The sequence below is a fragment of the Streptomyces sp. NBC_00328 genome, assembly GCF_036139655.1.
Classification (GTDB): Bacteria; Actinomycetota; Actinomycetes; order Streptomycetales; family Streptomycetaceae; genus Streptomyces.
In genome coordinates this window covers 2,569,209-2,592,874 of sequence record NZ_CP108013.1, presented here as the reverse complement: position 1 = coordinate 2,592,874, position 23,666 = coordinate 2,569,209, and the positions used below count along the sequence as shown (strand labels likewise).

Below are 23,666 nucleotides of genomic sequence, written 5' to 3'. Positions count from 1 at the left end.
CCCTCACTCGCTGTGAATCCCAAAAACTGACGCATGTTCATCTTCAAACTCGGGGATACCGGCGGTAACGTCCGGCCCACCCCCCGTCGGTAGGAGCTGACATGCCACCGAGCACCCCACGCACCACCTTGGACAGACTGAGAACTCCCCGCCGATTCCCCAAGTTCCTCAAGGCGGCATCCCTATGCGTGCTCATTGCCGGTCTTTTGTCGCCGCTTTCCCCTGCGGCCGCCGCCGGCACCTCGGCCGAAGCCGCCGCGAACGACTACTGCGGCGGTCAGTGCTCCGACATCCTGCCGCCCGGTGAGAACGGCAACGCCACCCTCGCCCAGATCCTGCTCAACCAGGCCTTCGGAACCCAGCCCGCGCACGCCGAGGACCAGCTCGGCCCCTACGGCAGCCTGCCCTCCGGCTACTCCACGCTCACCGACGCCAAGATCAACGACTTCTTCAACGACGCCTCCTTCGGCGTCGCTTCCAACCAGGTCGAGTCGACCACCAAGCCCGGCGGCCGCACCGACGTGACGATCGTCCGCGACAAGAAGACGGGCGTGCCGCACATCACCGGCACCACCCGCTACGGCACCGAGTACGGCGCCGGGTTCGCGGCGGCCCAGGACCGGCTGTGGCTCATGGACGTCTTCCGGCACGTCGGACGCGGCCAGCTCACCAGCTTCGCCGGCGGTGCGCCCTCCAACCAGGGACTGGAGCAGGAGTTCTGGCGCAACGCGCCCTACACCGAGGCCGATCTGCAGGCCCAGATCGACAGCGCGACCAGCAAGGCCGGAGCCCGCGGGGTCCAGGCCCTCGCCGACGCCAACGCTTACATCGACGGCGTCAACGCCTACATCGACGCCTCCGACAGCGGCCGCTACTTCCCCGGCGAATACGTCCTGACCGGCCACAAGGACTCCATCACCAACGCCGGCACCATCGACCACTTCAAGCTCACCGACCTGGTCGCGCTGGCTTCCGTCATCGGCTCGCTCTTCGGCTCCGGAGGCGGCGGCGAGGTCAACAACGCCCTCTCGCTGCTCGCCGCCCAGTCCAAGTACGGCGTCACCGAGGGCACCAAGGTCTGGGAGGCCTTCCGCGAGCGCAACGACCCGGAAGCAGCGCTCACCGTGCACAACGGCGAGAGCTTCCCGTACGCCTCCAAGCCCGACAGCGCGCAGGGCCAGGCCCTGCCCGACGCCGGCTCGGTGGCCCAGGAGCCGCTGGTCTACGACCGTACCGGCAGCGCGGCCGGCGCGAGCGCCGCCAGTGCCTCGGCCTCGGCCGCCACGACCGCGCTCACCTCCGCCAGGCGCGGGATGTCCAACGCCCTCGTGGTCAGCGGCAAGCACACGGCGAGCGGCCACCCGATCGCCGTCTTCGGCCCCCAGACCGGCTACTTCGCGCCGCAGCTCCTCATGCTCCAGGAGATCCAGGGCCCGGGCCTGAGCGCCCGCGGCGCCTCCTTCGCGGGCCTGAGCATGTACGTCGAACTCGGCCGCGGCCAGGACTACTCCTGGAGCGCGACGACCTCCGGCCAGGACATCATCGACACCTACGCCGTCGAACTGTGCCAGGACGACTACCACTACCTGTACCACGGCACCTGCACGGCGATGGACAAGGTCGAGCGGACCAACTCCTGGAAGCCGACCACCGCCGACGGCACCGCCGCCGGCTCCTACCGGATGCAGGTCTACCGCACCAAGTACGGGCCCGTGGCCTACCGCGCGACGGTGGGCGGCAAGAAGGTCGCGTACACCACCCTGCGCACCTCCTACATGCACGAGGCCGACTCGATCATCGGCTTCCAGATGCTCAACGACCCCGACTTCGTGAAGAGTCCGGCCACCTTCCAGAGCGCGGCGCAGAACATCAACTACACCTTCAACTGGTTCTACGCCGACTCGGCGCACACCGCCTACTACAACAGCGGTGACAACCCGGTGCGGGCGGGAGGCGTCGACGCGGAGTTCCCGGTGTGGGCGCAGGCCGCGTACGAGTGGCAGAACTGGGACCCGGCCACGAACACCGCCTCCTACACCCAGGCGTCCGCGCACCCCAACTCGGTGGACCAGGACTACTACATCTCCTGGAACAACAAACAGGCCAAGGACTACACCACGGCCTCCTGGGGAGACGGCTCGGTGCACCGCGGCGACCTGCTGGAGGACCGGGTGTCCAAGCTGGTCGCGGCGGGCGGAGTGACCAGGTCCGCGCTGGTCAAGGCGATGGCCGACGCGGCACTCGCCGATCTGCGCGCCGAGGACGTGCTCCCCGGCCTGCTCAAGGTCGTCAACAGCTCCCCGGTCACGGACTCCACGGCCGCCGCGGCCGTGAGCAAGCTGTCCGCCTGGGTGACGGCGGGCGCCAGGCGCAAGGAGACCTCAGCGGGTTCGCACACCTACGCCGACGCCGACGCGATCCGCATCCTGGACGCCTGGTGGCCGCTGCTGGTGAAGGCGGAGTTCCAGCCGGGGCTCGGCAGCGACCTGTACACCGCGTTCGGCAACAACCTCCCCGTCGACGAAGCACCGTCCGCCGGTCACGGACCGACCGGCTCGCACGCCGGAAGCTCCTTCCAGTACGGCTGGTGGAGCTATGTCGACAAGGACATCCGGGCGGTGCTCGGGGAGCCCGTGCAGGGCGGCCTGCCGCAGACGTACTGCGGCGGGGGCAGCCTCACCGCCTGCCGGGACGCCCTGATCGGCTCGCTGAAGGAGGCGGCCGGCAAGAGCGCGTCGACCGTGTACCCCGGCGACGACCAGTGCTCGGCGGGCGACCAGTGGTGCGCCGACTCGATCGTCCAGCGGACGCTCGGCGGCATCAAGCACGGCAAGATCACCTGGCAGAACCGGCCGACCTTCCAGCAGGTCGTCGAGTACACCTCGCACCGGTGAGCGCGGAGCTGCGCCGCCGGGACCGCCCCTAGGGGCGATCGGCGCTCAGGGCCTGTCCGGCATGATCCGCCGGACAGGCCCTGAACGGCGGCGGGTCACCTGACGCGGCCCGCCGCCAGCACCACCTGGGCCAGTTCGCGATGACAGATGTCGCTGTGCGCACCCGACGGGGCGCCGCCCCGGCACACCACCGAGGCGGCGTCGACGTTCACGCACCCCGAGACCGGAAGCCGGGTGCGCAGCGCCTCGGCGAGCGTGAACGACTTCGTCCCCGGCACCGCCTGCACCCCGTCGTGGCCCATCGCGCCCCACTGCGCGCCGAGCGCGCGGCCGATGCCGAAGTCCGCCACGACGGACCGGCCGTCCCCCGCCATCCGTGAGGCCAGCGGGTAGACCGTGCCGAGCGCCGAGTCGAAGTGGGAGTAGCAGCACACCAGCGGGCCGTCGATCCGGTGGTACTGGCCGTCCAGCACACCGCTCGCGCGCGGATCGTGGGGCAGCCGCGGGGCGAACGCGTAGTGCGAGAAGGCTCCTTGGAGCAGCGTCACCGACTTCACCGCGCGCACCCCGGGCGGCAGTCCGCGCAGCGCGAAGGAGACCAGCCGGGCGCCGAAGCTGTGCCCGACCAGATGCACCCGCACGTCAGGCGCCGCCGCCGCGAGCTGACCGACCGCCCGGCCGAGCCCGCGCTCGCCGACCGTGCCCGCGCGTCTCTTCATGGCGTAGTACGTGGCCTGGCGCAGCAGTTCGAGTGCTCCGTCCCACAGCCGGGGAAGCGCGAACGTCTCGGCGCCGGGGGTCCCGGTCCCGGCGAGCGCCTGCGCGAACTCGGCGCACACCGTCGCGGTGTCCCCGAAGAGCATCTCGGGATCGCTCTCCGGTACGCCCTCCGCGAGGGTGTCCGCCGCGAAGGAGGCCTGCGGACCCTGTGGCCGGACCTCGACGAGCAGCCGTACGAGGCGGCCGAACTCCTCCAATGACGCTCCCTCGTCAGGCTGTTGGTCGAGCAGCCGGGCGATCTGTTCGACCACGGTGGCGCGGCCGGGGAACACCTCCAGAAGGGCGTGCCGGGTGTTCTTGCCGAGCGGCGAGGCGCTGTCCCCGGCGACATCGGGGGCCACGGACGGGGAGAAGTCCGGGATCGGTTCGTCCGAGAACCGCATCGAGGGCCAGACCACCCCCACGTATCCGAGCCGCGCGGTGGGCGCGAGACCGGGGACGGGTTCGAGGAACTGGCTGAACAGGCGGGTGGCCGTCGAACGGTCGTTGTTCCAGCCGTGCGCGAAGACGATCAGATCGCGGACCTTTCGCCGCGGTACCTCCTCGAGCCACCGGTCCCGTCGGCGGCCGTCCACGTCCCCGTCCGCGTCGAAGGCCAGCTCCCAGTAGGGAGAAACGCTCACTGCCGATTCCGTCATGTCAGGCCCCCTGACCCCGCGGGCGGTGCGATATGGGCGCATCGTCCACCCGGCGGGGAGAGTTGGCCATACATGACGACCTATCCGTCACGCAGACTCACTCGTTCGTGGAAGCGGGCTCTGTCCTACTTGTAGACGAGGTAGTGCTTCCGGACCCTGCGGAAGGCCTCCAACTCGTCCTGCCAGGCCGCCACGACCTCGTCGGTGCCCGCACCCGCGTCGATCATCGTGCGCACCAGCGTCGAGCCCGTCAGCTTGTCGATCCAGTTGTCGGAGCGCCAGGCGAAGCCGCTCCACACCTTCTTCGCGGTCACCAGCAGGGCGATCCCGGTACGGACGGGCTCGAACGCGGCCCGGTCGTGCACATGGATCTGGACGCCCCCGATGGTCTTCCCCTGGAACTTGGAGAAGGTGGGAGAGAAGTAGGACTCTCTGAAGTGCACGCCGGGCAGCCCGAGTTCAGCGGCCGCCGCGGCCCAGCGCCCGTCGAGACCCTCCGCGCCGAGCAGTTCGAAGGGGCGTGTCGTACCCCGCCCCTCCGACAGGTTCGTCCCCTCGAAGAGACAGGTCCCGGAGTACACCAGCGCGGTGTCCGCCGTCGGCATGTTGGGGCTCGGCGGCACCCAGGGCAGCCCCGACGTGTCGTAGAACCGGTCACGTCTCCAGCCCGACATGAGCACGGTGTCCAGTTCCACGGGTGCCGCCAGGAACTCCCCGTTGAAGAGCCGGGCCAGCTCCGCCACCGTCATCCCGTGCGCCTGCGCGATCGGCTGCCGCCCGACGAACGTCGCGAACTCCTTGTGCAGGACGGGCCCTTGGGCCGAGCGTCCGGTGACCGGGTTCGGCCGGTCAAGGACCACGAACCGTTTCCCGGCCAGCCGCGCCGCCTCCATGCAGTCGTACAGCGTCCAGATGTACGTGTAGAAGCGCGCCCCCACGTCCTGGATGTCGAAGACGACGGTGTCCACGCCGGACGCGGTGAAGATGTCGGCGAGGGCCTGACCGCTCTTCACGTACGTGTCGTAGACGGGCAGTCCGGTCGCCGGATCGTCGTGGCGTCCCTCGGACCCGCCCGCCTGCGCGGTGCCCCGGAAACCGTGCTCGGGGCCGAAGACGGCGGTCAGGTCCACCCGGGCGTCGGCGTGCATGACGTCGACGATGTGCCGGACGTCGCGGGTGACGCCCGTGGGGTTGGTGACCATGCCGACGCGTCCGCCGCCGAGGAGGGCGTACCCGGCCCCGGCCAGACGCTCGAAGCCGGTGCGCAGCCGGGTGCCGGGGCCCGCGGTGGGCGCCGCCGCTTCGGCGGGCAGGGGGGTCAGGGCGGCCGCGGCGGTGCCGGCCGCGAGCAGTGACCGTCGGGACATGCGCATGGTGGGACCTCCGTGATCGCGGAAGGCTGGCACAGGCACGCTAAGGGCTTCCGGGGGAAGTTCGTAGGGCACGGACCCGACCGGCCTGTCGTGGCTCGTCACGGCGCCGTCCGCGCGGCGGCCGGGAACCCTTCCCTTGCTACATACCGACCGGTTAGTCTGGCGTCGCAGCAGAGCCGTGTCACGTCGCGTCGAAGGAGACCCGTGGTGGAAGCCATGCAGGGTGCGGGAGTCGTCGTCACCGGAGCGGGGGGCGGGATCGGGGCCGCGCTGGCCCGCCGTTTCGCCGCCGAGGGAGCTCGGGTCGTGGTCAACGACCTCGACGCGGCCAAGGTGAAGGCCGTGGCCGACGAGATAGGCGGCATCGCGGTCGTGGGCGACGCCTCCGCGATCGTGGCCGAGGCCCGCGACGCCCTCGACGGCTCCGTCGACGTCTACTGCGCGAACGCGGGAGTCGCCTCGGGCGGTTCCGAGGCGGCGGACGAGAGCGTGTGGGCCCTGGCCTGGGACGTCAACGTGATGGCCCATGTACGCGCCGCCCACGCACTGCTCCCGGACTGGCTGGAGCGCGGCAGCGGCCGGTTCGTCTCGACCGTCTCGGCCGCCGGACTGCTCACGATGATCGGCGCCGCGCCGTACAGCGTCACCAAGCACGGCGCGTACGCGTTCGCCGAGTGGCTGTCCCTGACGTACCGCCACCGCGGTGTGAAGGTGCACGCGATCTGCCCCCAGGGCGTGCGCACCGACATGCTGGAGGCCACCGGCAGCGCGGGCGACCTGGTGCTCCAGCCCACCGCCATCGAGCCCGGGGCCGTCGCCGACGCGCTCATGAAGGGCATCGAGGAGGACCGCTTCCTGGTCCTGCCGCACCCCGAGGTCGCCGGGTACTACCAGGCGCGGGCCGCCGACCCCGACCGCTGGATGACGAACATGAACCACCTCCAGCAGAAGTGGGAGACCGCCGAGTGACCCGCTACTCCGACAAGCCCTGGACGGCCCTGCTCAGCGAGGCACAGCGCGGTCCGGTGAACCCCGCCGACACCCTGGTGCACGCCCTCGCGGACGTCGTCGCGCACACCCCGGACCGCACCGCGCTCGCCTACTTCGACGGGCGGCTGAGCTACCGCGAGCTCCACGAGCTGAGCGACTCCGTGGCCGGGCACCTCGCCGCCCGGGGCGTGGAACGCGGCGACCGCGTGGCGATCATGCTCCAGAACTCCCCGCACTTCGTGCTCGCCCTGCTCGGCGCGTGGAAGGCCGGCGCGACGGTCGTGCCGGTCAACCCGATGTACAAGTCCGGCGAGGTCCGGCACGTCCTGCACGACGCCGAGACGGTCGCCCTCGTCTGCTCCGACCGCGCCTGGGACGCGTATCTGCGCGAGACCGCCGCCGGCTCGCCCGTACGCGTCGTCCTGACGGCCTGCGAACGGGATCTCCAGACCCGCGACGACGAACGCGTGCTGGCCTTCGGGCGGCTGCCCGTGGACGAGGCGGCCGACGACCTCCTCGCCGTCGCCCGGCAGGGGCACAAGGCCCCCGGCGACCGCGCCCTCGGCCCGTCCGACATCGCGCTGATCAGCTACACCTCGGGCACCAGCGGCACCCCCAAGGGAGCCACCAACACGCACGGCAACATCATGTACAACGCCGAGCGGCAGCGGACCGGCCTCGCGCTGCCCGAGGCGCCCGTGTACTTCGCGATGGCACCGCTGTTCCACATCACCGGGATGGTCTGCCAGCTCGCCGCCTGCCTCGACAGCGCGGGCACGCTGGTCCTCGCCTACCGCTTCGAGGCCGGGGTCGTCCTCGACGCCTTCGCCGAACACCGGCCGCTCTACACCGTCGGCCCCTCGACCGCCTTCATGGCGCTGGCCGCCCACCCGGACGTCACGCCGGACCACTTCTCCTCCTTCGTGAACATCTCCTCCGGCGGGGCCCCGCTGCCGCCCGCCCTCGTCGAGCGGTTCCGGGCCGGCTTCGGGCCGTACATCCGCAACGGTTACGGGCTCACCGAGTGCACCGCGCCCTGCGCCTCCGTGCCCCCGGGGCTGGAGGCGCCGGTGGACCCGGCCTCCGGGACCCTCGCCGTGGGCGTGCCCGGACCGGACTCGGTCGTGCGCATCGTCGACGACCTCGGCCAGGAGGTCCCCTTCGGAGAGCAGGGCGAGATCCTGGTCCGCGGTCCGCAGGTGGTGCCCGGCTACTGGCGCCGTCCCGAAGCCACCGCCGAGACCTTCCCGGACGGTGAACTGCACACCGGCGACATCGGCTTCATGGACGAGAACGGCTGGCTCTACGTGGTCGACCGGAAGAAGGACATGATCAACGCGTCCGGCTTCAAGGTCTGGCCGCGCGAGGTCGAGGACGTCCTGCACACCCACCCGGCGGTCCGCGAGGCGGCCGTCGTCGGGATCCCGGACGGCTACCGCGGAGAGACCGTCATGGCGTACATCAGCCTGCGGCCCGGGGCCACCGAGGACCCCGACGCGCTGGCCGCGTACTGCAAGGAGAGACTGGCCGCCTACAAGTATCCGCGGCGGGTGGAGATCCTGCCCGAACTGCCGAAGACGGCGAGTGGGAAGATCCTTCGTCGGGAACTGCGTTCCCGGTACCAGGACTCCCCGTAGTCTCCAGGACTCCTCCAGGACTCCTCCAGGACTCCTCACGGACGACGGACATCGATGTGAACGCACGGAAGGCAGGTGGCGGCAGTGCCCAGGACGACGGACGGTGACGGTACGCCCGTCCCGCAGCGGCTCCTTGCCGCCGCCACCCGGCTCTTCGCCGAGCAGGGCTACGACCGCACCTCGGTGCAGGAGATCGTCGAGGCCGCGGGTGTCACCAAGGGGGCGCTGTACCACTACTTCGGCTCCAAGGACGACCTCCTGCACGAGGTCTACGCGCGCGTGCTGCGCCTCCAGCAGGAGCGGCTGGACGCCTTCGCGGACGCCGACGCGCCGGTCGAGGAGCGGCTGCGGCGCGCGGCGGCCGACGTGGTCGTCACGACCATCGACAATCTCGACGACGCCTCGATCTTCTTCCGGTCGATGCACCACCTGGGCCCCGAGAAGCTCAAGCAGGTGCGGTCCGAGCGGCGCCGCTACCACGAGCGCTTCCGCGCCCTGGTCGAGGAGGGCCAGAAGAAGGGCGTCTTCTCCACGGCCACCCCCGCCGACCTGGTCGTCGACTACCACTTCGGCTCGGTCCACCACCTGTCCACGTGGTACCGCCCCGACGGCCCCCTCGCCCCCCAAGAGGTGGCCGACCACCTGGCGGACTTGCTGCTGCGCGCCCTGCGCCCGTAGAAACGTCTCTCGCCCCCTCCGCCCTACCCGTCCCGTACCCGGGGGCGGGCAGGGGCGGAGGGGGCGAAGAACCAGCCCCCTCGCGCCGCACGGCGTCACATGTACTTCTTGATCTCCCGGTACGCCAGCGAGCGCTGGTGGACCTCGTCGGGACCGTCGGCGAGCTTCAGCGTCCGCGCGGCGGCCCACAGTTCGGCCAGCGGGAAGTCCTGGCTGACGCCGCCGGCACCGTGCAGCTGGACCGCCTTGTCGAGGATGTCCACCACCGCGCGCGGAGTGGCGATCTTGATGGCCTGGATCTCGGTGTGGGCGCCCTTGTTGCCGACGGTGTCCATCATCCAGGCGGTCTTCAGGACCAGCAGACGAAGCTGCTCGACGGTGACCCGGGCGTCGGCGATCCAGTTCTGCACGACACCCTGCTGGGCCAGCGGCTTGCCGAACGCCGTACGCGACACCGCCCGGCGGCACATCAGCTCGATGGCCCGCTCCGCCATGCCGATCAGCCTCATGCAGTGGTGGATCCGGCCCGGACCGAGCCGCGCCTGCGCGATGGCGAACCCGCCGCCCTCCTCGCCGATCAGGTTGCCCGCCGGGACGCGGACGTGATCGAAGACGACCTCCGCGTGCCCGCCGTGGGAGTGGTCCTCGTAGCCGTACACCTGCATGGCGCGCCGGACCTCCAGGCCCGGGGTGTCGCGCGGGACCAGGATCATCGACTGCTGGCGGCGGATGTCGGCGCCGTCCGGGTCCGTCTTGCCCATCACGATGAAGATCTTGCAGTCGGGGTTCATCGCCCCGGAGATGTACCACTTGCGGCCCGTGACGACGTACTCGTCGCCGTCCCGCTCGATCAGCGTGGTGATGTTCGTCGCGTCCGAGGAGGCGACCTCGGGCTCCGTCATCGCGAACGCGGAACGGATCTCCCCGGCCAGCAGCGGCTCCAGCCACTGCTTGCGCTGCGACTCGTCGCCGAACTGGGAGAGCACCTCCATGTTCCCGGTGTCCGGAGCGGCGCAGTTCAGCGCGGTGGGCGCCAAGTGCGGGCTGCGGCCGGTGATTTCGGCGAGCGGCGCGTACTGGAGGTTGGTCAGCCCGGCACCGTACTCGGAGTCCGGCAGGAAGAGGTTCCACAGACCCTGCCTGCGGGCCTCGGCCTTCAGCTCGCCGACCACGGCGGGCGTGTCCCACGGCGAGGCCAGCAGGGCCCGCTGCTCCTCCGCGACGGCCTCCGCCGGGTACACGTACTCGTCCATGAAGGCGAGCAGCTTCCCGCGCAGCTCTTCGGTGCGCGCGTCGAATGCGAAGTCCATGGCGGATCAGCCTTCCTGAAGGGTGGTCAGGCCGTGCTCGATGAAGACGGGAACCAGCTCGCCGATGCGGTCGAAGCCCGCGCCGACCGTCTGGCCCTTGGTGTAGCGGTAGTGGATGCCCTCCAGGATCACGGCGAGCTTGAACCAGGCGAAGGCCGTGTACCAGGAGACCGCGGAGACGTCGCGCCCCGAGCGCGCGGCGTACCGCTCGACGATCTCGCTCGCCGGGGGGTGTCCGGCGGCCGAAGCGGTCGTGCTGATGGGGGAGTCGGGCAGCTCCAGGCGCGTGCTGTACATGACCAGCAGCCCGAGGTCGGTGAGCGGGTCGCCGAGCGTGGACATCTCCCAGTCCAGGATCGCCCTGATCCGGTCGTCGGGTCCGATCAGTACGTTGTCGAGCCGGTAGTCGCCGTGCACGACGGTGGGCGCGGGGGAGGTGGGCAGTTCGCGGCCCAGAGCCGCGTGAAGTTCGTCGATGCCGGCCAGCTCGCGGTTGCGGGAGGCGGCCAACTGCTTGCCCCAGCGCCGCAGTTGCCGGTCGAGGAAGCCCTCGGGGCGGCCGAAGTCGGCGAGGCCGACCGCGGCGGGGTCCACCGCGTGCAGTTCGACCAGGGTGTCCACCAGACCGAGCACCGCGTCGCGGGTGCGCTGCGGGCCGAGCGGGGCGAGCTGGCCGGCGGTGCGGAAGGGGGTGCCCTCCACGAACTCCATGACGTAGAACGGGGCGCCGAGCACCGACTCGTCCTCGCACAGCAGCACGGGGTCCGGGACCGGCACGGCTGTCGGGTGCAGTGCGCTGATCACCCGGTGCTCGCGCCTCATGTCGTGCGCCGTGGCCAGCACGTGGCCCAGCGGAGGCCGTCGTACGACCCACCGGGCGGTGCCGTCGGTGACCGCGTACGTGAGGTTCGACCGTCCGCCCTCGATCAGCCGGCCGCTCAGCGGGCCGTTCACCAGTCCGGGCCGCTCACGGTCGAGCAGGCCGCGCAGCCGGTCGAGATCGAGACCTGGCGGGTGGTCCGGGCTCATCTGTCGCTCCTCAGCACACGGGTATCGGGACATGACCATGATGCCGACCAGTCGGTATGTCGTCCAGCCGCTGCGCCAAACGTGATCGGCGTCTCCCCCGGACGAGCGCCGCTCCGGGGCGGCCGGCACCTGGAAGACCCGACGCCTAGAACACCAGCGCCACGGCGAACACGGCCAGCGCCACCGTGCACAGTGCCGCCGCCGCGGCGAGCCGGGGCGCGAGTGCGGCCGGACCCGCCGGGCCCGCGGACGCCAGGGTCCGGATGCGACGGTGGGCGAGGGCCAGGAACGCGAGCCAGGCGGCGCAGCAGAACGCGAACGCCAGGATCCCGGCGGCCGAGCTCCGCTCGTGCAGGGCCGCCTTCGCGGCGAGCACCGCGGCGACGGTGCAGGAGAGGGTCGTACGGCGCCAGGCCAGCCGCGTGCGTTCCGGCTGGAGGCCCGGATCGCGCTCCTCCCGGAGAGGGGTGGTCATCCCGCCCAGCCGACGAGGACGACGACGACCATCGCGACCGCGACGACCGCGACGACGATGCTCAGCAGCGCCGGGAAGCGCGACACCGGCAGGTCCTCGCCCCGCCGCATCGCCCGCTCGCAGCACACCCAGTGATTGACGGCCCGCAGCGCGCAGAGCACGCCCGCCGCCAGCAGCGCCAGGGCCAGACCCGCCCGCCAGGCCCAGCGCAGGTCCGGCAGGAACTGGTCCACGGCGAAGCCGCCGCCGATGAGTGCGAGCGCGGTGCGCAGCCAGGCCAGAAAAGTCCGCTCATTGGCCAGCGAGAACCGGTAGTCCGGGGTCTTGCCCTCGGACCGGATCTCCTGCGGCGCGAACCACAACCGGACATTGCGCACGAGTTCGATCACGCCCAGGACCCTACCGGGGGGCCTCGCGCGGGGCTCCTCCGGTGCCGCGCCGACCGCGTCCGGCCGGGCGGATCAGTCCATCGCCCGGTAGTCGGTGAGCCGCTCGTAGGCCGCCAGTCCGTCCGGCACCCACATCCACTCCTCCAGCCGGCGCTCCACCTCGTCCTCGGTGAGGAAGTCGTGCCAGGCGACCTCCTCCGCCTGCGGGTTCACCGGAAGTTCGCAGCGGACCTCGTACACGGCCGACCACCAGCTCGCGCCGGCTCCGTCGTCGTACAGGAACTTGAACAGCGGAGTCGGCCGGGGGAGCCCGGAGACGCCGAGTTCCTCCTCGGCCTCGCGGAGCGCCGCGTCGTCGTAGGACTCGCCCGCGCCGACGACCCCGCCCACGAACATGTCGTAGAACGAGGGGAACACCAGTTTGGTGGGGGTGCGCCGGTGGACGAAGAGCCGGCCCCGGGCGTCCCGCGCCTCGATGAACACGCACCGGTGGCGCAGCCCGCGCGCGTACGCCTCTCCGCGCGGGGACTGCCCGATGATCTCGTCGTTCTCGTCCACGATGTCGAGGATCTCGTCAGCGGCGCTCATGGGCTCCATCCAAGCAGCTCCGGGCTCCGCGGTGGCGGTGCTCGCGGCCGTCGGGGTGGTGAGCCGGCCCGTCGGCCGGGGCGTGGGCTGGATGGCGTGGTGCGCGGCCTCGACGGCGTCCGGTGCCTCGACGGCTGCCCGGTACGGCGTCACGGGGCCCGGGTACGGCGTCACGGCCCGGGCCGTGAGGGGGCTCGCTCAGTGCGGCTGGAGGTCCCGCGAGCGTTCCGGTTCCGCGGTGCCCGAGGGCATCGCCGGGTGCATGCCCAGCAGGACGATCCCCGTCACGATGCCGGCGAGCCCCGCGGCCTGCCAGGCGAGGGCGCCCGCGTCGGTGCGCAGCTGGTCCCCGAGGAAGCCCACCCCGCAGACGATGCCCGCCAGCGGCTGGGCGGCGGTGAGCGCGGGCAGCGACATCCGCAGGGGCGCGGTCTCGAAGGCGCTCTGGACGAGGATCAGCCCCGTCACGCCGAGGACGAGCACCGCGTACGGCTGCCAGCTGGTGAGCAGCTCGGCCAGCCCGTCGGCACTGAACCGCTGGCCGCTGACCCGGGTGAGCGCGTCCTGGAGGCCGTACAGCAGGCCGGCGGCGGTGGCGAGCAGCACGGGTCCGGCGCTCAGCCGGGACCGTTTCGCGCAGGTGGTGAGCAGCACGGCGAGCCCGACCACGATCCCGATGATCAGCCAGTGCCGCAGCGGGTCGTCGACGGCCTCGCCGCCCTGTGGCTGTCCGGCCACGATGAACGCCGAGACGCCGCCGGCGAGCAGCAGCAGCCCGGCCCAGCCCTGCCGGCCCAGCGGCTGTTTGGTCTGATGTCGGGAGAGCGCGAGCGCGAAGAGCAGGTTGGTGGCGAGGAGCGGTTCCACCAGCGAGACCTCGCCGTTGCCGAGCGCGACCGCCCCGAGGACCATGCCGCACACCATGAGCCCGATGCCGCCCAGCCAGCGGGGGACCCGGATGAGGTCGAGCAGGATGCGCGGCGAGAGGAAGTCGCTGAGCGGGGCGTGCGAGGCGGCGTTCTGCTGGAGCACGAACCCGAATCCCAGGCAGCAGGCCGCGCTCACGGCGAGGACCAGAACCAGTACCGACACGCTGGGTACCTCGATGCGTCAGAAGTCGGGGCGGGCCAGTGGTGCGTATCCCGCCGACTGTAGTGCCATCGTCCGCGCGCCCGCCCCCGGGAACAACCGGAACCAGGCAGTTGACTCGGTCACCTTTCGTACCGAAGGATTCGGACCGATCAGTAACAAGTGCTGGTCGGCCGCGTGGCCGACCGGCATCGATGTCTCCCCAACCAGCGACGCCACCGATCGGTTCGTGACAAACGTCATCAGGTCGTCCCCCGTGACGCCGACCCGATCAGACCCGTCGGATTGCCGAGAGGACGGGCCCATGGCCTACGACGCAGATGTGATCGTCATCGGAGCGGGCCTCGCCGGGCTCGCGGCGACCGCGGAGCTCGTCGACGCCGGCCGCAAGGTGATCCTCCTCGACCAGGAGCCCGAGCAGTCGATCGGCGGCCAGGCGCACTGGTCCTTCGGCGGGCTCTTCTTCGTCGACTCGCCCGAGCAGCGCCGCATGCGGATCAAGGACACGCACGAGCTGGCCCTCCAGGACTGGATGGGCACGGCCGGCTTCGACCGGCCGGAGGACCACTGGCCGCGCCGCTGGGCCGAGGCGTACGTCGACTTCGCGGCCGGCGAGAAGCGGCCCTGGCTGCACGCGCAGGGCGTGCGCTTCTTCCCCGTGGTGGGCTGGGCCGAGCGCGGCGGCTACGACGCCAACGGGCACGGCAACTCGGTGCCGCGCTTCCACATCACCTGGGGGACCGGGCCCGGCCTCGTCGCGCCCTTCGAGCGCCGGGTACGGGAAGGGGTCGCCCGCGGACTGGTCGAGCTGCGGTTCCGGCACCGGGTCACCGGTCTGTCCCGCAGCGCGGGCTCCGTCGACACCGTCACCGGGGAGATCCTGGAGCCGTCCGGCATCGAACGCGGCCAGGCCAGCGGCCGCACCGTCACCGGCGCCTTCGAGCTCAAGGCCCAGGCCGTGATCGTGACCTCCGGCGGCATCGGCGGCAACCACGACCTCGTGCGCGCCAACTGGCCGGAGCGGCTGGGCACCCCGCCCGAGCGGATGATCTCCGGTGTCCCCGCCCACGTCGACGGAGCCATGCTCGGGATCGCGGAGGAGGCCGGCGCCCGCCTCATCAACCGCGACCGCATGTGGCACTACACCGAGGGCATCCAGAACTGGAACCCCATCTGGGACAAGCACGGCATCCGCATCCTGCCGGGCCCCTCGTCCCTCTGGCTGGACGCGCGCGGCAACCGGCTGCCCGTACCGCTCTTCCCGGGCTTCGACACGCTCGGCACCCTCGAACACATCATGAGCACCGGGTACGACTACACCTGGTTCGTGCTCGACCAGAAGATCATCGGCAAGGAGTTCGCGCTCTCCGGCTCGGAGCAGAACCCCGACCTGACCGGCAAGTCGATCCGCGGCGTCCTCGGCCGGGCCCGCGCGGACGTGCCCGCACCGGTCAAAGCCTTCATGGACAACGGTGTCGACTTCGTCGTCGAGAAGGATCTCGGCGCCCTGGTGCGCGGGATGAACGCGCTCACCGAGAAGCCCCTCATCGACGAGGCTGCGCTGCGCCACGAGATCGTCGCGCGGGACCGGGAGATCGCCAACCCCTTCACCAAGGACCTCCAGGTCATGTCGATCCGGGGGGCCCGCAACTACCTCGGCGACAAGCTGATCCGCACCGCGCCCCTGCACCGCATCCTCGACCCCGAGGCCGGCCCGCTGATCGCGGTGCGCCTCAACATCCTGACCCGCAAGACCCTCGGCGGCCTGGAGACGGACCTCTCCTCGCGGGTGCTGACCGAGGGCGGCGACCCGCTGGAGGGTGTGTACGCCGCCGGTGAGGCCGCCGGTTTCGGCGGCGGCGGAGTCCACGGCTACCGCTCGCTGGAGGGCACCTTCCTCGGCGGCTGCCTCTTCTCCGGCCGCACGGCGGGCCGGGCGGCGGCCAAGGCGGTGAAGTGATCGCGCCCGGCGGTCCTGCCCGGCTCTGATCGCGCCCGGCTCCGATCGCGCCCCGATCTGCAAGTCGCCTGCCCCGGGCGGCCGTTGTCATCAGGACAGTGGCGGCCGCCCGCGGCTCGGCGACAAGAGGACTCGCCAAGTCGGTTGGACGAGGCGCCTGTTCAGGACTTTGCGGGATGGTGTGCGGGTAACTGGTATGTACAAGTGGCTAGTTGACACGTGTAGTGACTTGGTCCGAGCTTGACTTGAACCCGTGGCTCCGGGTTTGCTGTGCGTGATCACCCTTTGACGAACCGCGCATGTGAGGTTGAGCAGCGGTGTCACCACCCCCACCTCCTCTGGGCCGCGGCCGCAAGCGGGCGTCCCAGGCCTTCGACGCCGCCCTCGACGACGCCGAACTCGTGACCGCACGTACCGCGTTGAACCAGGGGCGGTGGACCGACGTCCGGGCGCTGCTCGCCGCGACCGGCGACGACTGGGACCGCCGCGGGCACCGTGTCACCGTTCTCGCGCAGGAGCCGGCGACGCTCGCCTGGGCCCGCGACTGGCAGCTGGCCGAACCGGAATCCGCCGACGCCGCCGTGCTCCTCGGCTGTGCCGCCGTGGAACGCGCCCTGCACGGCAAGGAGCGCCCCGACAGCGCCCGCGAGGCCTGCCGGCGGGCGGCGGCCCTCGCCCCCGACGACCCCACTCCCTGGCTCGGACTCCTCCTCCTGGAGCGCTCGCTCGGGGCCGAGGACGACGTGGTCCGCCTCTTCGACGAGGTGCGCCACCGGCACGCCGTCCATCACCACGCGCACCATCTGATGGTCGCCCGGCTCGCCGAGCGCCGCGCCGCCGCGGGCCAGGACCCGCTGCACGAGGTCTACGACTTCGCCAACTGGTCGGCCGAGCAGGCGCCCGCCGACTCGCCGCTCGCGATCCTTCCGGTCGTCGCGCACGCCGAGCGCTTCCGCGTGCTCGCCGACGCCGGGAGCGAGCCCGCCGACCCGGTCGCCTCCGGGCACTGGGCCGGACGCCGGGCCCGCCAGGTGATGAAGGCCGCGTTCGACTGGTGGCTGGAGTGGGAGCACGGCGACCACCCGCGCCGCCTCGTCGACCTCAACTTCCTCGCCCACGCCAAGATCTGCGAGGGCCGGGACGGCGAGGCCGCCGCCCTGTTCCTCCGGATCGCGGACCACCCGACGGCGGCTCCGTGGTCGTATCCGGACCTCGACGGACACCAAGCCTTCCGTGCCGCGCGCGACCGCGTGCTCGGCACGGTGTGAACGCCCCCGATGATCTGACATCCGAAAGGACGACCCCGCGATGACGACGGGCAGTTCGAGCACACCGAGTACGTCGAGCACGGGAAGACCGGACGCCGACGGCGCCGGCATCAGCACGTTCAAGGGACAGGACCGGGCCCTGCGCGCCGGCCGGCTGGGCACGGCGGGTCTGCTGCTGTCCGTTCTCGCGGCCACCGCCCCGCTCATGGTGGTCGCGGGTGTCATGCCCACCACATTCGCGGTGATGGGGATCGTCGGGCAGCCGCTGCTCTTCGTCATCCTCGGCATCGTCCTGGTGCTCTTCAGCGTCGGGTACGCCGAGATGAGCCGGCACGTCCACAACGCGGGCGCCTTCTACGCGTACATCTCGCGCGGGCTCGGCGGCACCCCGGGCGCGGGCGCCGCCGCGGTCGCCCTCGTCGCCTACAGCGCGCTCCAGGTCGGGATCTACGGCCTCTTCGGCTTCGAGGTCTCCGGGCTGTTCGCCACCTACCTCGACACCGAAGTCGTCTGGTGGATACCGGCGTTGGCCGCCGTGCTCGTCGTGGGCGCGCTGGCCTGGCTGAAGATCGACGTCAACGCCTGGGTGCTCGGCGTCCTGCTGGTCATCGAGGTGACGCTCGTCGTCGTCTTCGACGTCGCGGCCATCGGCGATCCCGCCAAGGAGGGCCTGTCGCTGCACGCCTTCAACCCCGACACGCTCACCGGAGCGGGCGTCGGCACCGCGCTGTGCTTCTGCATCGCCGCCTTCACCGGCTTCGAACAGGCCCCGGTCTACGCCGAGGAGACCAGCCGGCCGCACATCCTCGTGCCCCGCGTGATGTTCCTCGCGATCGGTTTCGTCGCCGTCTTCTTCGCGATCAGCTCCTGGGCGCTCACCGTCGCCACCGGTCCCTCCGCGATCGTCGGGACGGCGAACAAGCAGAGCGCCGGACTGCTGTTCTTCCTCACCGAGTCACGGCTCGGCTCCACCTTCACCGACGTCCTGCACGTGCTGTTCGTGACCGGCATGTTCGCGGCGCTGCTCAGCTTCCACAACGTCGTCGCGCGGTACGCCTTCGCCATGGGCCGCGAGGGTCTGCTGCCCGCCGCCTTCGGCCGCACCTCCGAGTCCAGCGGCGCCCCCGGCACCGGCTCGCTCCTGCACACCGTCGTCTCGCTCATCGTGGTCGGCGGCTTCGCCCTGGCCGACGACAGGCCGGCCGGCGACCCGACCGCCCCCGTGCTCCAGCTCTTCACCTGGGGCGGCAACGTCGGAGCGCTCGGCGTCACGCTCCTGATGGCGGCCGCCTCGCTCTCGGTCATCGTGTTCTTCGTCCGCCGCGGCGCGGCCCGCGCCCAGGCCTGGCGTCTGGTCACCTCCGCTATCGCGGGCATCGCCCTGCTGGTCATCGCGTTCTACACGGTCAAGGACTTCGACGTCCTCGTCGGCTCCGGTCCGGACTCCGTCCTGAACGTGCTGCTGCCCGCCGTCATCGGGGTGGCGCTGGCCGCCGGACTCGTCCAGGGGCTGCTGCTGCGCTCCCGCAAGCCCGAGGCGCACGCCCGGATCGGCCTCGGCAACGAGGCGTTCCAGTTGGACAAGGCGGCCGAGTCCGCCACCTGATGAGGCCCTGCCGTCCTCTCAGGGGCCGAAGTTCCCGGTCCGCAGGTGAGAAGAGATGACGGAACGCTGACGAGCACCCGCCACCGCTGGCTTTTTGGGGGTCGCGGGTGCTCGAATCAAGGGGTGAACACTGAAAGGCCCGGGGAACCGGACCCGGAGCGACCGCGGCCACGGGAACCCGAGCGGCCGGAGCCGCGCGAGCCGGAACGCCCCGAACCTCGGGAACCGGAAGACCGCGAGGAACACGAGGCTCGCGACGACCGTGAAGTCCGCGAGGCCGGTGACGTCCGCGCGGGACGCGAGGAACACGAGGCGTCCGGCGAGCGCGGCAGGCCCGTCGGCCGCCGGGTGCTGCTCGGCACGCTCGGACTCGGCGCCCTCGGCCTGGTGACCGCGCCCACGCTCCAGCGCGCGATGGACGCCTTCCTCGCCGGTGCCTCCCAGAAGGACCCCACCGGCCTGACGGGGCTGCTGCCCAACGGCGGCGGCTTCCGCTACTACTCGGTGGCGGCGTCCGTCCCCCACAAGAACGAGACGAACTACCGTCTCACCGTCGACGGACTGGTCGACCGTCCCACCAGCTACACCCTCGCCGACCTGCGCGCCCTGCCCCAGACCCGACTGGTGCACGACGTCCAGTGCGTCACCGGCTGGCGGGTTCCGAGCACCCCCTTCGAGGGCGTACGCCTGTCGCACCTCCTGGACGCCGCCGGGGTGCACCACTCCGCCGGCGCCATCCGCTTCACCTGCTTCGACGGGACGTACACGGAGAGCCTCACCATGCGCCAGGCCCGGCGCCCGGACGTCCTGGTGGCCCTGCGCATGCAGGACAAGCCCGTCGGCCACAACCACGGCGGTCCCGTCCGTCTCTATGTGGCCCCGATGTACTTCTACAAATCCGCCAAGTGGCTCTCCGGCATCACCGTCACCAAGGACGTCCGTCCCGGGTACTGGGAGGACCGGGGGTACGACGTCGACGCCTGGGTCGGCCGTTCGAACGGACGCGACGATGAACCCACGAGCTGACGCGTCGCCGGCGGGAGCCGTGCACTCCTCCCGCGTACGGCGTTTCACCCGGGCCGAGCACTGGGTGCACCGGGTCACCGGCGCGCTGATGGGTGTGTGCGTGGCCACCGCGGCCTGCCTGTACATCCCTCAGCTCGCCGAACTCGTCGGCCGCCGCGAACTCGTCGTCCGTGTCCACGAATGGGCCGGCCTGATGCTGCCGGTCCCGGTCCTCGCGGGCCTCGCCTCCCGGGCGTTCCGCCGCGACCTGGGTTTCCTGAACCGCTTCGGCCCGCACGACCGGGTGTGGCTGCGGGCGGCACTGCGCCGCGACAAGGACCCGGAGTCCCGTCCGGCGGGCAAGTTCAACGCGGGGCAGAAGATCTACGCCGCGTGGATCGCGGGGGCGGCCCTGGTGATGCTGGGCACCGGTCTGCTGATGTGGTTCACCCACCTCACCCCGCTGATGTGGCGCACCTCGGCGACCTTCGTCCACGACTGGCTGGCCCTCACCGTCGGCATCGTCCTCGGGGGCCACATCGGTATGGCACTGGGCGACCCGGAGGCCCGGCGGGGCCTGCGCACGGGATCGGTGAGCCGGGTGTGGGCCGACCGCGAACATCCGCTGTGGCGGCCGTGAGCAGAGGCTGACGGGCCGATCGGCCCGTCAGCCGGCCAGACGGTCGATTTGGCACTCCGGCAGGCCGGCGACGGCGGTGGAGGCCGATACCGGGCGCGGCAGAGGAGGGTGTCACATCCGGGGCGGTGTGAGGCCGTCGAGAGCCCTCGCAGCCCGCTCGGTGATCTCGGCGGGGCCCCCGGACACGTCCACCTCGACGCCCGCCTCGTTCGCCGCCAGCGGCTGGAGCGTGGCGAACTGCGAGTCCAGGAGCGCCGTGGGCATGAAGTGGCCCGTGCGGTGCGACATCCGGTCCTCGATGAGCTCGCGGGTGCCGGTCAGATGCACGAAGACGATCCCGGGCGCCGCCGCCCGCAGCCGGTCCCGGTAGACGCGCTTGAGCGCCGAGCCGCTGACCACACCGCCGAGCCCGGCGCGTTCGTGCGCCCAGTGCCCGATGGAGTCCAGCCAGGGCCACCGGTCGTCGTCGGTCAGCGGCGTCCCGGCCGTCATCTTGGCGATGTTGGCCTGCGGGTGGAAGTCGTCGCCCTCGGCGTACGGCACGCCGAGCCGGGCCGCGAGCAGGGCGCCGATGGTGGTCTTCCCGGTGCCTGCGACGCCCATGATCACGACGACATGGGGGGTGGGACTGTGCTGCATCGCGCTCTCGCCGTCCTCGTCGACATCTGATGTCGACGATACTGAACTGCATTAGGTACGACTAATTCAAGAGTGTGTGGCATATAAGTCTGACTTTTTGTTCGTGGCGTATGCCTCGTACCCTGACCCCATGAGCACACGGGGCCGGGGTCTGCACGGACACGTACTGGAGACCCTCGGACCGGCGATCACGGCGGGCGACTACCCGCCGGGGAGCGTGCTGCGCACCGACGAACTCGCACAGCGCTTCGAGGTGTCACGCTCCGTGATGCGCGAGGCGGTCCGGGTGCTCGAATCCATGTACCTGGTCGAGTCCCGCCGCCGCGTGGGCGTGACGGTCCGTCCCAAGTCCGAGTGGAACGTCTACGATCCCCAGGTCATCCGCTGGCGGCTGGCCGGCGCCGACCGTCCCCACCAGCTGCGTTCCCTCACCGTCCTGCGCTCGGCGATCGAACCCGTCGCCGCGGGACTGGCCGCCCGGCACGCCACGGCGGAGCAGTGCGCGGAGCTCACCGAGTGCGCGCTCGGCATGGTCGCCACCTCACGCGGACACCAGCTGGAGGGGTATCTCGTCCATGACGTCGCCTTCCACCGGGTGATTCTCAGGGCGTCGGGCAACGAGATGTTCGCCCGCCTCGGAGACGTCGTCGCGGAGGTCCTGTCCGGCCGCACCCATCACGACGTCATGTTCGAGGACCCCGACCCCGCCGCCGTCACCCTGCACGTCCAGCTCGCCGAGGCCGTCCGTGAGGGCGACGCCGTCCGCGCCGAGAAACTCACCCGCGAGATCACGGCCGGCGCGCTCCAGGAACTGGACGTCCTGGCCCCCTGACCGGAGCACCCCGGGGCCGGTCCGGGTCAGTCGAGGAACTCCCCGTCCAGATACACCCAGGCCCCGTCCACCCGCTCGAACCGGCTCCGCTCGTGCAGCGAACCGCCCCGGTAGGAGGCCCGGAAGGTCACGGTCCCCGTGGTGTGGAACGCCGAACCCTGGCCCGTGTCCAGGATCTCCAGGCCGGTCCACCGCATCCCGGGATCGAAGTCCACCCGGGCCGGCCGCGTCCGCGGATGCCAGGTCCGCAGCAGATACCCCTCGTCCTCCTTGACGAAGGCGCAGTACCGCGACCGCATCAGCGCCTCGGCGCTCGGCGCCGCGGCCTCACCGCGATGGAAGCGCCCGCAGCAGCGCGCGTACGGCCCGGCGAGCCCGCAGGGACAGGAACGGCTGGTCATCGCGTCATTCTCCCCGGACCCGGGCCGGGTCCGCGTTCGGGGGCGGAAAGGTGGGCGGATGGGCGGGCCGGGCGGGAATCTGCGGGGCCGCCTCCGGCAACGGCGGCAGCGCCGTCTCGTACAGCCACGCCGTGAAGAGCTCGTCCAGCGGCTCGGCCGCGTAGCGCGAGACGTGTGCGGTGAAGACGGACGTGGTGACCGTGCCGCCCCGGTGCAGCGTCGCCCAGCCGCGCAGCATGCGGAAGAAGGCCTCGTCGCCCATCGCGCACCGGATCGCGTGCACCGTGAGCCCGCCGCGCTCGTAGAGCCGGTCGTCGAACATCAGCTTGCGGCCCGGGTCGGACAGCAGCAGGTCCCGCGGCAGCGCGGACAGCTTCCGGTGCGCGGCAGCGGCGAGCTGGCGTGCCGGGCGCCCGCCGGAGCGCTCCGACCACAGCCACTCGGCGTACTTCGCGAGCCCCTCGTTCAGCCAGATGTGCCGCCAGTCCGCGATCGTCACACTGTTGCCGAACCACTGGTGCGCCAGCTCGTGCGCGATCAGCCGCTCCGAACCCCGCGACCCGTCCAGATGGTTGGCGCCGAACAGCGAAAGACCCTGCGCCTCGACCGGGACGTCGAGTTCCTCCTCGGTCACCACCACCGTGTACTCGCCGAACGGATACGGCCCGAAGAGGCCCTGGAACAGCTCCATCATCGCGGGCTGCCGCGCGAAGTCCCGGGAGAACTCCGGGAGCAGCTGCGCGGGCAGGTGCCCGGACTGCGGTACGCCCCCGAGACCCGGGTCGCCGAGCAGCACCGTCTGGTACTTGCCGATCGACAGGCCCACCAGATAGCTGGAGGTCGGCGCCGACTGCTCGTACACCCAGGTGGTCGTCGACGCCTTCGTCGTCCGCGTCAGCAGACGCCCGCCGGCCACCACCGCGTACGCGGACGGCGTGGTGACCGAGATCTGGTACGCGGCCTTGTCGGCCGGCCGGTCGTTGCACGGATACCAGGACGGCGAACCGACCGGCTGGCTCGCCACCAGCGCCCCGTCCTCCAGCTCCTCCCAGCCGATCCCGCCCCAGGGGCTGTTGACCGGCTTGGGGTTGCCCGACCAGTGCACCTCGACGGTGAAGGCGGCGCCGGACCGTATCGGCTTCGGCGGACGGATACGCAGCCTGCCGCCCCGGTGCGTGTAGTGCGGGGCCTTGCCGTCGACACGGACCCGGCCGATCCGGAAATCGGCCAGGTTCAGCTGGAACTCGGTCAGCGCGGAACGGCCCGCTATGGCGTTGATCCGCGCGGTGCCGGAGAGCCGGTTCGGGCCGGGGCGGTAGTCCAGCGCGAGCTCGTACCGGTGCACCCGGTAACGGGGATCTCCGTTCGCCGGGAAATAGGGGTCCGGTCCCGCTGTCTGCTGAACGCTCACCGCTGCGACTGCTCCCTGCCCTGTGCTCGACGTG

At 71.3% G+C, this 23,666-nt stretch carries 21 protein-coding genes; 10 read left to right on the top strand and 11 right to left on the bottom strand.

Annotated features, from left to right (window positions below; all coding sequences use genetic code 11):
* Positions 1–101: 101 nt before the first annotated feature.
* Positions 102–2,894, top strand: coding sequence for a penicillin acylase family protein (locus OG485_RS11315; RefSeq protein ID WP_328667927.1), 2,793 nt, complete (start codon positions 102–104; stop codon positions 2,892–2,894).
* 95 nt (positions 2,895–2,989) lie between these two features.
* Here OG485_RS11315 and OG485_RS11310 read toward each other — a convergent pair whose 3' ends face one another.
* Both OG485_RS11310 and OG485_RS11305 read right to left on the bottom strand, forming a co-directional pair.
* Entirely contained in the window at positions 2,990–4,312 is a 1,323-nt protein-coding gene (locus OG485_RS11310; RefSeq protein WP_328667925.1) for a serine-threonine protein kinase, read from the bottom strand.
* Between the two features lie 125 nt (positions 4,313–4,437).
* The gene (locus OG485_RS11305) at positions 4,438–5,685 is read right to left on the bottom strand and encodes an exo-beta-N-acetylmuramidase NamZ family protein (RefSeq protein WP_328667923.1); all 1,248 of its coding nucleotides are present in this window, start codon (positions 5,683–5,685) and stop codon (positions 4,438–4,440) included.
* 204 nt (positions 5,686–5,889) lie between these two features.
* On the opposite strand from OG485_RS11305, the gene OG485_RS11300 reads away from it, so the two are divergent.
* From OG485_RS11300 to OG485_RS11290, 3 genes are all read left to right on the top strand, one after another.
* Positions 5,890–6,654, top strand: coding sequence for an SDR family oxidoreductase (locus tag OG485_RS11300; RefSeq protein WP_328667921.1), 765 nt, complete (start codon positions 5,890–5,892; stop codon positions 6,652–6,654).
* Positions 6,651–8,312, top strand: a complete 1,662-nt coding sequence (locus OG485_RS11295) for a class I adenylate-forming enzyme family protein (RefSeq protein ID WP_328667920.1) — start codon at positions 6,651–6,653, stop codon at positions 8,310–8,312. The genes OG485_RS11300 and OG485_RS11295 overlap by 4 nt, the downstream gene beginning before the upstream one ends.
* Before the next feature lie 84 nt (positions 8,313–8,396).
* Positions 8,397–8,990 carry a TetR/AcrR family transcriptional regulator gene (locus tag OG485_RS11290; RefSeq protein ID WP_328454182.1) on the top strand — a complete coding sequence of 198 codons (594 nt, stop codon included), beginning with the start codon at positions 8,397–8,399 and terminating at the stop codon, positions 8,988–8,990.
* A 95-nt stretch (positions 8,991–9,085) separates the two neighbouring features.
* Here OG485_RS11290 and OG485_RS11285 read toward each other — a convergent pair whose 3' ends face one another.
* From OG485_RS11285 to OG485_RS11260, 6 genes are all read right to left on the bottom strand, one after another.
* A complete protein-coding gene (locus tag OG485_RS11285) occupies positions 9,086–10,300 on the bottom strand; it encodes an acyl-CoA dehydrogenase family protein (RefSeq protein ID WP_328667919.1) in 1,215 nt (404 codons plus the stop codon).
* Positions 10,301–10,306: 6 nt separating this feature from the next.
* Entirely contained in the window at positions 10,307–11,329 is a 1,023-nt protein-coding gene (locus tag OG485_RS11280; protein WP_328667918.1) for a phosphotransferase family protein, read from the bottom strand.
* 145 nt (positions 11,330–11,474) lie between these two features.
* Complete coding sequence (locus OG485_RS11275) at positions 11,475–11,804, bottom strand: DUF202 domain-containing protein (protein ID WP_328667916.1); 330 nt, start codon at positions 11,802–11,804, stop codon at positions 11,475–11,477.
* Entirely contained in the window at positions 11,801–12,193 is a 393-nt protein-coding gene (locus tag OG485_RS11270) for a YidH family protein (RefSeq protein WP_328667915.1), read from the bottom strand. The genes OG485_RS11275 and OG485_RS11270 overlap by 4 nt, the downstream gene beginning before the upstream one ends.
* Before the next feature lie 72 nt (positions 12,194–12,265).
* Positions 12,266–12,781, bottom strand: a complete 516-nt coding sequence (locus tag OG485_RS11265) for an NUDIX hydrolase (protein WP_328674314.1) — start codon at positions 12,779–12,781, stop codon at positions 12,266–12,268.
* 198 nt (positions 12,782–12,979) lie between these two features.
* The gene (locus OG485_RS11260) at positions 12,980–13,873 is read right to left on the bottom strand and encodes a DMT family transporter (RefSeq protein ID WP_328667914.1); all 894 of its coding nucleotides are present in this window, start codon (positions 13,871–13,873) and stop codon (positions 12,980–12,982) included.
* A 301-nt stretch (positions 13,874–14,174) separates the two neighbouring features.
* Between OG485_RS11260 and OG485_RS11255 the strand changes: the two genes are divergently transcribed.
* From OG485_RS11255 to OG485_RS11235, 5 genes are all read left to right on the top strand, one after another.
* Complete coding sequence (locus OG485_RS11255) at positions 14,175–15,830, top strand: FAD-binding dehydrogenase (RefSeq protein ID WP_328667913.1); 1,656 nt, start codon at positions 14,175–14,177, stop codon at positions 15,828–15,830.
* A gap of 317 nt (positions 15,831–16,147) precedes the next feature.
* Positions 16,148–17,098 (top strand): hypothetical protein, encoded by a 951-nt coding sequence (locus tag OG485_RS11250; RefSeq protein WP_328667912.1) that lies wholly within the window; start codon positions 16,148–16,150, stop codon positions 17,096–17,098.
* A gap of 40 nt (positions 17,099–17,138) precedes the next feature.
* The gene (locus OG485_RS11245) at positions 17,139–18,704 is read left to right on the top strand and encodes an APC family permease (RefSeq protein WP_328667911.1); all 1,566 of its coding nucleotides are present in this window, start codon (positions 17,139–17,141) and stop codon (positions 18,702–18,704) included.
* 348 nt (positions 18,705–19,052) lie between these two features.
* Positions 19,053–19,730, top strand: coding sequence for a molybdopterin-dependent oxidoreductase (locus tag OG485_RS11240; RefSeq protein ID WP_328674312.1), 678 nt, complete (start codon positions 19,053–19,055; stop codon positions 19,728–19,730).
* Positions 19,714–20,349, top strand: a complete 636-nt coding sequence (locus tag OG485_RS11235) for a cytochrome b/b6 domain-containing protein (protein ID WP_328667910.1) — start codon at positions 19,714–19,716, stop codon at positions 20,347–20,349. Before OG485_RS11240 ends, OG485_RS11235 begins: the two co-directional genes overlap by 17 nt.
* Positions 20,350–20,460: 111 nt before the next feature.
* Here OG485_RS11235 and OG485_RS11230 read toward each other — a convergent pair whose 3' ends face one another.
* The gene (locus OG485_RS11230; RefSeq protein ID WP_328667909.1) at positions 20,461–20,988 is read right to left on the bottom strand and encodes a gluconokinase; all 528 of its coding nucleotides are present in this window, start codon (positions 20,986–20,988) and stop codon (positions 20,461–20,463) included.
* 130 nt (positions 20,989–21,118) lie between these two features.
* On the opposite strand from OG485_RS11230, the gene OG485_RS11225 reads away from it, so the two are divergent.
* The gene (locus OG485_RS11225) at positions 21,119–21,820 is read left to right on the top strand and encodes a FadR/GntR family transcriptional regulator (protein ID WP_328667908.1); all 702 of its coding nucleotides are present in this window, start codon (positions 21,119–21,121) and stop codon (positions 21,818–21,820) included.
* Positions 21,821–21,846: 26 nt separating this feature from the next.
* Here the strand turns inward: OG485_RS11225 and OG485_RS11220 are convergent, their stop codons facing one another.
* Positions 21,847–22,221 carry a YchJ family protein gene (locus tag OG485_RS11220; protein WP_328667907.1) on the bottom strand — a complete coding sequence of 125 codons (375 nt, stop codon included), beginning with the start codon at positions 22,219–22,221 and terminating at the stop codon, positions 21,847–21,849.
* A 4-nt stretch (positions 22,222–22,225) separates the two neighbouring features.
* A complete protein-coding gene (locus OG485_RS11215) occupies positions 22,226–23,632 on the bottom strand; it encodes a M1 family metallopeptidase (protein ID WP_328667906.1) in 1,407 nt (468 codons plus the stop codon).
* Between the last annotated feature and the right edge of the window lie 34 nt (positions 23,633–23,666).

Excerpts from the sequence above, each read along its gene's own strand:
- OG485_RS11235 (WP_328667910.1), top strand. The coding sequence starts at position 19,714 with ATGAACCCACGAGCTGACGCGTCGCCGGCGGGAGCCGTGCACTCCTCC.
- OG485_RS11225 (WP_328667908.1), top strand. The coding sequence starts at position 21,119 with ATGAGCACACGGGGCCGGGGTCTGCACGGACACGTACTGGAGACCCTC.
- OG485_RS11305 (WP_328667923.1), bottom strand. The coding sequence starts at position 5,685 with ATGCGCATGTCCCGACGGTCACTGCTCGCGGCCGGCACCGCCGCGGCC.
- OG485_RS11285 (WP_328667919.1), bottom strand. The coding sequence starts at position 10,300 with ATGGACTTCGCATTCGACGCGCGCACCGAAGAGCTGCGCGGGAAGCTG.
- OG485_RS11275 (WP_328667916.1), bottom strand. The coding sequence starts at position 11,804 with ATGACCACCCCTCTCCGGGAGGAGCGCGATCCGGGCCTCCAGCCGGAA.
- OG485_RS11315 (WP_328667927.1), top strand. The coding sequence starts at position 102 with ATGCCACCGAGCACCCCACGCACCACCTTGGACAGACTGAGAACTCCC.
- OG485_RS11265 (WP_328674314.1), bottom strand. The coding sequence starts at position 12,781 with ATGAGCGCCGCTGACGAGATCCTCGACATCGTGGACGAGAACGACGAG.
- OG485_RS11255 (WP_328667913.1), top strand. The coding sequence starts at position 14,175 with ATGGCCTACGACGCAGATGTGATCGTCATCGGAGCGGGCCTCGCCGGG.
- OG485_RS11220 (WP_328667907.1), bottom strand. The coding sequence starts at position 22,221 with ATGACCAGCCGTTCCTGTCCCTGCGGGCTCGCCGGGCCGTACGCGCGC.
- OG485_RS11230 (WP_328667909.1), bottom strand. The coding sequence starts at position 20,988 with ATGCAGCACAGTCCCACCCCCCATGTCGTCGTGATCATGGGCGTCGCA.
- OG485_RS11280 (WP_328667918.1), bottom strand. The coding sequence starts at position 11,329 with ATGAGCCCGGACCACCCGCCAGGTCTCGATCTCGACCGGCTGCGCGGC.
- OG485_RS11245 (WP_328667911.1), top strand. The coding sequence starts at position 17,139 with ATGACGACGGGCAGTTCGAGCACACCGAGTACGTCGAGCACGGGAAGA.
- OG485_RS11310 (WP_328667925.1), bottom strand. The coding sequence starts at position 4,312 with ATGACGGAATCGGCAGTGAGCGTTTCTCCCTACTGGGAGCTGGCCTTC.